General features: G+C 75.2%; 9 protein-coding genes. 6 read left to right on the top strand and 3 right to left on the bottom strand.

Features of this window, described 5'->3' with window-relative positions; all coding sequences use genetic code 11:
* The 4 genes from NUM_RS26920 to NUM_RS26905 form a co-directional block, all read left to right on the top strand.
* Positions 1-706: TetR/AcrR family transcriptional regulator (locus tag NUM_RS26920; protein WP_207127730.1), on the top strand; the 706-nt coding region annotated here is incomplete at its 5' end.
* A gap of 249 nt (positions 707-955) precedes the next feature.
* The gene (locus NUM_RS26915; protein WP_207127729.1) at positions 956-1360 is read left to right on the top strand and encodes a thioesterase family protein; all 405 of its coding nucleotides are present in this window, start codon (positions 956-958) and stop codon (positions 1358-1360) included.
* Positions 1357-2169, top strand: a complete 813-nt coding sequence (locus NUM_RS26910) for an MBL fold metallo-hydrolase (protein ID WP_207127728.1) — start codon at positions 1357-1359, stop codon at positions 2167-2169. Before NUM_RS26915 ends, NUM_RS26910 begins: the two co-directional genes overlap by 4 nt.
* Positions 2170-2442: 273 nt before the next feature.
* The gene (locus NUM_RS26905; RefSeq protein ID WP_207127727.1) at positions 2443-3486 is read left to right on the top strand and encodes a DMT family transporter; all 1044 of its coding nucleotides are present in this window, start codon (positions 2443-2445) and stop codon (positions 3484-3486) included.
* A 10-nt stretch (positions 3487-3496) separates the two neighbouring features.
* On the opposite strand, the gene NUM_RS26900 is transcribed toward NUM_RS26905, so the two are convergent.
* Positions 3497-4444, bottom strand: a complete 948-nt coding sequence (locus NUM_RS26900; protein ID WP_207127725.1) for a LysR family transcriptional regulator — start codon at positions 4442-4444, stop codon at positions 3497-3499.
* 116 nt (positions 4445-4560) lie between these two features.
* On the opposite strand from NUM_RS26900, the gene NUM_RS26895 reads away from it, so the two are divergent.
* Both NUM_RS26895 and NUM_RS26890 read left to right on the top strand, forming a co-directional pair.
* Positions 4561-4770, top strand: coding sequence for a hypothetical protein (locus NUM_RS26895; RefSeq protein WP_207127724.1), 210 nt, complete (start codon positions 4561-4563; stop codon positions 4768-4770).
* A 36-nt stretch (positions 4771-4806) separates the two neighbouring features.
* Complete coding sequence (locus NUM_RS26890) at positions 4807-5175, top strand: nuclear transport factor 2 family protein (protein WP_207127723.1); 369 nt, start codon at positions 4807-4809, stop codon at positions 5173-5175.
* Positions 5176-5211: 36 nt separating this feature from the next.
* Here NUM_RS26890 and NUM_RS26885 read toward each other — a convergent pair whose 3' ends face one another.
* Complete coding sequence (locus tag NUM_RS26885; RefSeq protein ID WP_207127722.1) at positions 5212-5925, bottom strand: FadR/GntR family transcriptional regulator; 714 nt, start codon at positions 5923-5925, stop codon at positions 5212-5214.
* 64 nt (positions 5926-5989) lie between these two features.
* Complete coding sequence (locus NUM_RS26880; protein ID WP_207127721.1) at positions 5990-6943, bottom strand: dihydrodipicolinate synthase family protein; 954 nt, start codon at positions 6941-6943, stop codon at positions 5990-5992.
* Between the last annotated feature and the right edge of the window lie 133 nt (positions 6944-7076).

Here is a 7076-nt window from a genome sequence, read left to right as displayed (position 1 = left end):
GCCGGCGGCGGGCCCCGGCGCTGGGCCGGGCGATCCGCCGGCTGGCCGGCGCGGGAGGCCGGCCGGCCCACCGCCCGCCGGGCGCAAGGAGCAGGCCGCGGCCACCGCGGCGGCGCTCAAGGCGGCCGCGGTCCGGGTGTTCGACGAACGTGGCTACCTGAACACCAAGATCACCGACATCACCGCCGCGGCCGGCCGCTCCGCCGGCTCGTTCTACAACCACTTCACCGGCAAGGAAGCGCTGCTGGAGGCGCTGCTCGCGGACATGCTCGCGGCGAGCGACGAGCGGGTCGACCGGGAACACCCGTACGACCACGACCTGTCCGACCGGGAGGTGCTGCGGTGGCACGTCGCCGGGTTCTGGGAGGCGTTCCGGGACAACAAGGCGGTGTTCGTCGCGGTCACCCAGGCGGCGCTGGTCGACGAGCACTTCGGCGCGCGGCTGGCCGAGCTGATGTCGCCGGACCAGGGCGCGATGCGCCAACACCTGGAACTGCTGGCGGACAAGGGGTACCCGTTGCCCGGCGAGCCCGCCGCGGTCGCGGTGGCGCTGACCGGCATGTGGTACCAGTTCGCCTACCAGCAACTGGTCGGCGGCTTCCTGGGCACCGCGCCGGCGCTGCCCGAGGAGGCGGCGATCGACCTGCTGACCGAGTTCTCCCTGCGCGGGCTGATCGGCACTCGGCACCGGACGAAGCCGGCCTGAGCGGTCGGCACCGGAAGGGCGTGCTGTCGCGGCTCCGATCGGGGCGGCCAGCCCGGTCTGCGCGTCCCCCTTCCAGGCGCGCGCGAGTCGAGGCGCAGTCGCCCACCGGGGTCGGCTGCGTTCTGCCGGAGCCGCGAGCGGCTGCTCGACCGGCGGCTGGGCGGCTCGCGGCGGGCGACGACGCCGGCAGCGTCGTGCCGAGTCCCGCAGGCCCCGACGGTCCTTTCGGTGGCTGCGTAGGCTGTGCCCATGGAGCTGCCCGCCGGTCTCACCGCCCGAGTCGAGCTGACCGTCACGGACGCCGACACCGCGCAGACGCTGGGCTCCGGCGACGTGCCGGTGCTCGGTACCCCGCGGGTGCTCGCGCTCGCCGAGGCGGCCACCGTGCTCGCCACCACGTCCCGGCTGCCGTCCGGTGCCACCACCGTGGGCACGTCGGTCCAGCTCACCCACCTGCGCCCCACCCCGATCGGCGGTACCGTCGTCGCGGTGGCCCGGCTGTCCACAGTGGACGGCAAGCGGTTGCGATTCGACGTCTCGGTGCGCGACGGCGAGGTCGAGGTGGCCACCGGCACGGTCGAGCGGGTGCTCGTCGACCGGCACCGGTTCGTCACCGCGGCGCTGGGCGAGAACCCCGCGACCGAGCCGGCATGAGTCCGGCCTGGCAACAGATCGCCGACGGCGTGCACGTCTGGCGCTACCCGGTGCTCGACGTCAACGTGACCGCGGTGTCCGGCGACGACGCCACGCTGGTGGTCGACACGCTGTCCACCCCGGCCCAGGCGCGCCGGTTGCGCCACGCTCTCGCCGAACTCGAGCCGCGCCGGCTGGTGCTGGTCAACACGCACGCGCACTTCGACCACTGCTTCGGCAACGCGACGCTGGCCGGAGCGGACACCGAGATCTGGGCGCACGACGCGACCCGGCGCCGGCTGGCCGAGCGGCCCGGGCGGGTCGTCGCCGAGGCCGCGGCGCGGCACGCCGGCGACGATCCCGAGCTGGCCGACCTGGCCACCGTCACGCTGCTGGCGCCCAACCGCACCGTGCACGAGCACGCCGTGCTCGACCTCGGCGGCCGGCGGGTGCAGCTGCGGTACGCCGGGCGCGGGCACAGCGACGGCGACCTCGCCGTGCGGGTACCGGACGCCGGCGTGCTGGTACTGGGCGATCTGCTGGAGGTGGACGCGCCGCCGCAGTTCGGCGACGCGTACCCGGTCAGCTGGCCGGCGACGCTGGGCCGGCTGCTGGACGACGCGACCGGCCCGGTGGTGCCGGGCCACGGCGGGGTCGTCGACGTCGGGTACGCGCGGCGACAGCGCGACGAGCTCGCCGAGCTGGCCGACCGGATCGCCGCCGGACACGCCGCGGGCGCGCCGGTCGAGCGGGTCGCCGCGGCCGGGCCGTTCGACCTGCCGACCCGGCGGGAGGCGGTCGCCCGCGGCTACGCCGAACTGGCCGGCTGACCGGCACCGGGCTGCTGCCAGGCCGTGCCGTCGACCGGCACGCCGCGCTGCGCGCGGACCGGCCGGCGTGGAGCTGGCACCGCCGGGCCGGACTGCCCGGACGACGACGCGACCGGGCCGGGCTGCCAGGACGACGCGACCGGGCCGGGCTGCCAGGGCGATGGCGCGGCGGGATCGGGCTGTCCGGGCGACGGCGCGGTCGGGTCGCGCTACCCGGCGCAGCGCCGGGACGGTTCGGCGCGGGGCGAACCGTCCCGGTCCTAGGCTCGCCGCATGGTTGACGGTACGGGAGGGAACCGGCTCGTCGCCGCGGCGCCGATGCTCGCGGCCGCGGTGACGGTGCTGCTCTGGGCGTCGGCGTTCGTGGCGATCCGGCACGTGGGCACCCAGTTGAGCGCCGGGCCGCTGGCGCTGGGCCGGCTGGTGGTGGGCAGCGTGGTGCTGGGCGTACTGGTGGCCGGGCAGTCGCTGCGGCAGCGCTCCGCGGCCCGCCGCGGGACGGGTCCGGCGGCGGCACCGGCCGGCGGCGCGGGACCGGGCGGCCGTGCCCCGGCGACGGCACGGCGTCGGGGAGGCGGCTGGCCGCGGGGCCGGGCCTGGCTCGGTGTGGTCGGGTGCGGGCTGGCCTGGTTCGGGATGTACAACGTGGCGCTGAACGCGGCGGAGCGGCGGGTGGACGCCGGTACCGCGGCGATGCTGGTCAACGTCGGGCCGATCCTGCTCGCCGTACTGGCCGGGGTGTTCCTGCGCGAGGGTTTCCCGCGACTGCTGGTGATCGGGGTGCTGGTGGCGTTCGCCGGCGTGCTGGTGATGGGGGTGGCGACCGCTCGGCCGGGTACCGGCGACCTGCCCGGGGTGCTGCTGTGCCTGCTCGCCGCGATCGGCTACGCGATCGGCGTGCTCAGCCAGAAACCGGTGCTCGCCACCACCTCGGCGTTGCGCACCACCTGGCTCGCCGCCACCGTCGGCGCGCTCGCCTGCCTGCCGTACGCGCCGCGGCTGGTGCACGAGCTGGCCGCCGCGCCGGCCGAGGCGGTGCTGTGGACGATCTACCTGGGCGCGCTGCCGACCGCGCTGGCGTTCACCACCTGGGCGTACGCACTGGCCCGCACCGGCGCCGCCCGGATGGGCGCGACGACCTACCTGGTACCGCCGGTCGCGGTGCTGCTGGGTTGGCTGCTGCTGGCCGAGACGCCGGCCGCGCTGGCCCTGGTCGGCGGCGCCATCTGCCTGGTCGGGGTCGCCGTCACCCGCCGCGCCCCGCAGCACGCCCCGGCGCCGAGGACCGACCGTACCGAGGTGCCGGCGACGGACTGACCGCCGCGCGTCAGTTGGGGACGGCGGTGGCAGAGCGGCCGTGCAGTTCGCCGGCGCCGGCGACCTCGCGCAGCGCGGCCAGCCCGCGTTCGATCGCCGGCTGGCTCGCGCTGCCGCGGCGCACGCAGGTCAGGATGCGCCGGCGGGGCGCATGGGTGCCGCGCAACGGGACCCGGGCCACCGCGTCCTGCGCCGGCAGGTGCGTCATCCGCGGGATCAGCGACACCCCCAGGCCGCGGCCGACCAGCGCGGCGACGGCGGTCCAGTCGGTGACGGTGTGCGCGATGTCCGGGGTGAAACCCGCTGCGGCGCAGGCGACCAGCACCAGCTGCTGCTGGTGCGAACGGGCCGGGTTGCCGACGATCCAGCGCTCGTCGGCCGCCTCGGCGAGCTCCACGTTGTCCCGGCCGGCGAGCGGGTGGTCGGCGGGCAGCAGCAGGTCCTGCATCTCGTCCAGCAGCCGGGACAGGTCGAACTTGGCGTCCTCGACGCCCGCCGGCGCGTCCGGTGTCGGTACCACCACGGCCAGGTCGGCGTCGCCGGCGAGCACCAGGTCGTACCCCTCGGCCAGCTCGGCCTCGTCGACCCGCACCGCCATCTCCGGGTACCGGGCGCGCAGCAGCGCGGCGGCCGGGGCGAGCAGGCTGACGATCGCGGTGGGGAATCCGCAGAGACGCAGCTCACCGGACGGATCGTCGGCGTACTGCGAGATCTCGGTCACCACCCGCTCCCAGTCGGCGGCCAGCTGGTCGGCGTGCCGGACCAGCACGCCGGCCGCCGCGGTGAGCACTACGCCCCGGCCGGCGGGCTCCAGCAGCGGCACTCCCAGCTCCCGAGAAAGCTGCCTGACCTGCTGCGATACCGCCGAGGGGGTGAGGTGCAGGGCGTGCGCGGCGGCGGTGACCCCGCCGTGCTGGCCGATCATCCGGAGCACCCCGACCCGGCGAATGTCGATCATGAAGGTTCTCCTACACGGTCATTTCAAATCTCGTTAATTGATTTTCAACGATAGTCGTCCCATTGTTGGAGCCGGCTGGACAACCACAGCCTGCCCTTCGGTTCCAAGGAACATCCATGAGCATCGAATGCCAGTACTGCCGCCGGCCCGAGCCGGGTACCTGCGAGGTCGTCTCCCGGCACACCACGTCCGAGGGCGTCGTGGTGTACGTCCGGTGCGCCTGCGGCACGCTGTCCCGGCACCTGGTCAGCAACGCCGAGCTGCGCTCCTGGTACCAGCCGAGCCGGCCGACGGCGCCGACCCCGGCCCCGGTGACCGCGGCCTGAGGAGTTCTGTCGGTGGCCTGCCCTAGGGTGCCGGCCATGACCGATCACCGAGACACCGTCCGGCGCTACTGGGCGAGCATCGACGCCCGCGACTGGGCCGGCTTCGCCGCCGTGCTCGCCGACGACGTCCGCTACGACCTGCCGCAGACCGGGGAGACCATCTCCGACCGAGAGCGATACCTGCGCTTCAACCGGGAGTACCCGGGCGACTGGAGTTTCGCGGTGCGCGAGGTGCTGGCCGACGGCGACCGGGTGGTCAGCCGGGCGGAGTTCACCATCGGCGGCGAGACGCAGGACGCGATCACGTTCTTCGGCTTCGCGCCGGACGGCCGGATCGCCACCGTGCTCGACTACTGGCCGGAGCCTTACCAGGCACCGCCGGGCCGGGAGCACCTGATCGACTGAGCCGGGCTCCGGCGGCTGGCACGCCGGCGGCGGGCGCTAGTCGGCGAGGCGGGCGTGGATGCCGACGAAGTGGTCGGCCATCGCGGCGGCGAACCGGTCCGGCCGGCCGGTGGTCAGCGCGGTCAGCAGGTCGCGGTGCCAGCGCAACGCGTCCGCCGGCGTGTAGCGCGGGCCCGGCAGCCGGGCGTCGACCCCGGCGAACGCCCGCCAGAACACGCTGACCAGGTCGAGCACCAGCTCGTTGCCGAGCGGTTGGTACAGGGCGCGGTGGAACGCCCAGTCCTCGTCCGGGAAATACTGGTCGGCGTCGGCGCGGGCGCGCATGCTCTCGACGATCGCGGCCAGCTCGTCGGTGCCGTGCCGGCCGAAGTGCGCCACCACCTTCTCGGCCAGCCCGACCTCCAGCGCCTCCCGCACCTCCAGCACGTTGCGTACCTCGTGCAGGTCGCCGGCCATCGACTGCCGCATCCGGAAGGTGAGCCCGTCCTCCAGCGACTGCAGCCCGACCGACCCGACGTAGGTGCCGAAGCCGTGCCGGATCTCCACGATGCCGACCGCCTGCAGCGCCTTCAGCGCCTCCCGCAACGGATGCCGGCCGACACCGAACAACTCCATCAGCTCCGGCTCGGTCGGCAGCGGGTCGCCGGCGGTCAGCCCGCGGGTGAGGATCAGCGAGGTCATCTGCTCCCGGATGAACTCCTGGGTCCCGGTGCTGCGTCGGGGCCGGCCGGCCGGCGCGGCGGTACTCACTGACGGTTCTCCTCACGACGGGGTGACCGCGCCGCCACGAAGCGACGGCGCCGCCACGGCGATGCTACTGCCGGACCGGGACGAGACCGGCGCGCGCCAGCAGGGCCGCGACACCGGCGATCTCGGTCGCGTCCAGCGGAACGGACGGGAACGCGGTCACCGGGCAGTCGAGCACCCCGAGCAGGTACAGCGCGGCCTTGAAGGCGCCGAGCGCGGCGGAGCTGGCGCCCATCCGGCCGCGGTCGGGCACGATGACGATCTCGAACAGCCGGATCAGCCGGTCCTGCTCGGCCCGCGCCGCGTCGTGGTCGCCGTCCGCCACGGCCGCGGCGAGCCGCACGTACCCGGCCGGGTCGACGTTGCCGAGGCCCGGCACGACGCCGTCCGCCCCGTACGCCAGGGCCGAGTCGACGCTGATCTCCGAGCCGGTCATCACGGTGAAGCCGGTCAGCCCGGCGTCCCGGCGGTCCAGTACCACCCGGCGCAGGCTGCCGTCCTGCCCGCTGGAGTCCTTGACACCGGCCAGCACGCCGCGCCGGCCGAGGTCGATCAGCAGCTCGGCCGGCAGCTTGGTGCCGACCCGGGCCGGGATGTCGTACGCGTACAGCGGCAGGTCACCGGCCGCCGCGGCGAGCCGGACGAAGTGCCGGTCGATCTCGGCCGGGTGTGTCGCGGCGTAGAACGGCGCGGTGGCGACGATCCCGTCCACCCCGGCCGCCACCGCGGTGCCGACGTGCGCCGCGGCGCGGGCGGTGGAGGCGTCGACGGCGCCGGCCAGTACCGGCACCGCACCGGCCACCTCCGCCACGGTCACCGCGAGCACGGTGCGGCGCGCCTCGTCGGTGAGGAACGTGCCCTCGCCGGAGGTACCGAGGACGAACACGCCGGTGACGCCGGCGTCCAGCTGGTGGCCGATCAGCCGAGCCAGTGAGGCGGTGTCGATCTCCTGGTCGGCGGTCAGCGGGGTGACGAGCGGCGGTACCACCCCGGCCAGGGTGGGCTGTCGGCTGCTGGACAAGGGTGCTCCCTGCTACTCGGGTGTTGGTCGTCGTTGCTCGGTGGGCGTCGGGCGTCGGGCTGCCGGCCGTGGCGGGCGGCATGGCGGGCGGCGTGGCGGGCGGGGGGCTGCTGCCGGCGTCGCGGCGGCGGGG

The sequence above is a fragment of the Actinocatenispora comari genome (assembly GCF_017312725.1).
GTDB lineage: Bacteria > Actinomycetota > Actinomycetes > Mycobacteriales > Micromonosporaceae > Actinocatenispora > Actinocatenispora comari.
This window is presented reverse-complemented; position numbering and strand designations above follow the sequence as displayed.

Bases quoted from the DNA above. Each gene is read 5' to 3' on its own strand.
- NUM_RS26895 (WP_207127724.1), top strand. From the start codon at position 4,561: ATGAGCATCGAATGCCAGTACTGCCGCCGGCCCGAGCCGGGTACCTGC.
- NUM_RS26905 (WP_207127727.1), top strand. From the start codon at position 2,443: ATGGTTGACGGTACGGGAGGGAACCGGCTCGTCGCCGCGGCGCCGATG.
- NUM_RS26900 (WP_207127725.1), bottom strand. From the start codon at position 4,444: ATGATCGACATTCGCCGGGTCGGGGTGCTCCGGATGATCGGCCAGCAC.
- NUM_RS26915 (WP_207127729.1), top strand. From the start codon at position 956: ATGGAGCTGCCCGCCGGTCTCACCGCCCGAGTCGAGCTGACCGTCACG.
- NUM_RS26910 (WP_207127728.1), top strand. From the start codon at position 1,357: ATGAGTCCGGCCTGGCAACAGATCGCCGACGGCGTGCACGTCTGGCGC.
- NUM_RS26890 (WP_207127723.1), top strand. From the start codon at position 4,807: ATGACCGATCACCGAGACACCGTCCGGCGCTACTGGGCGAGCATCGAC.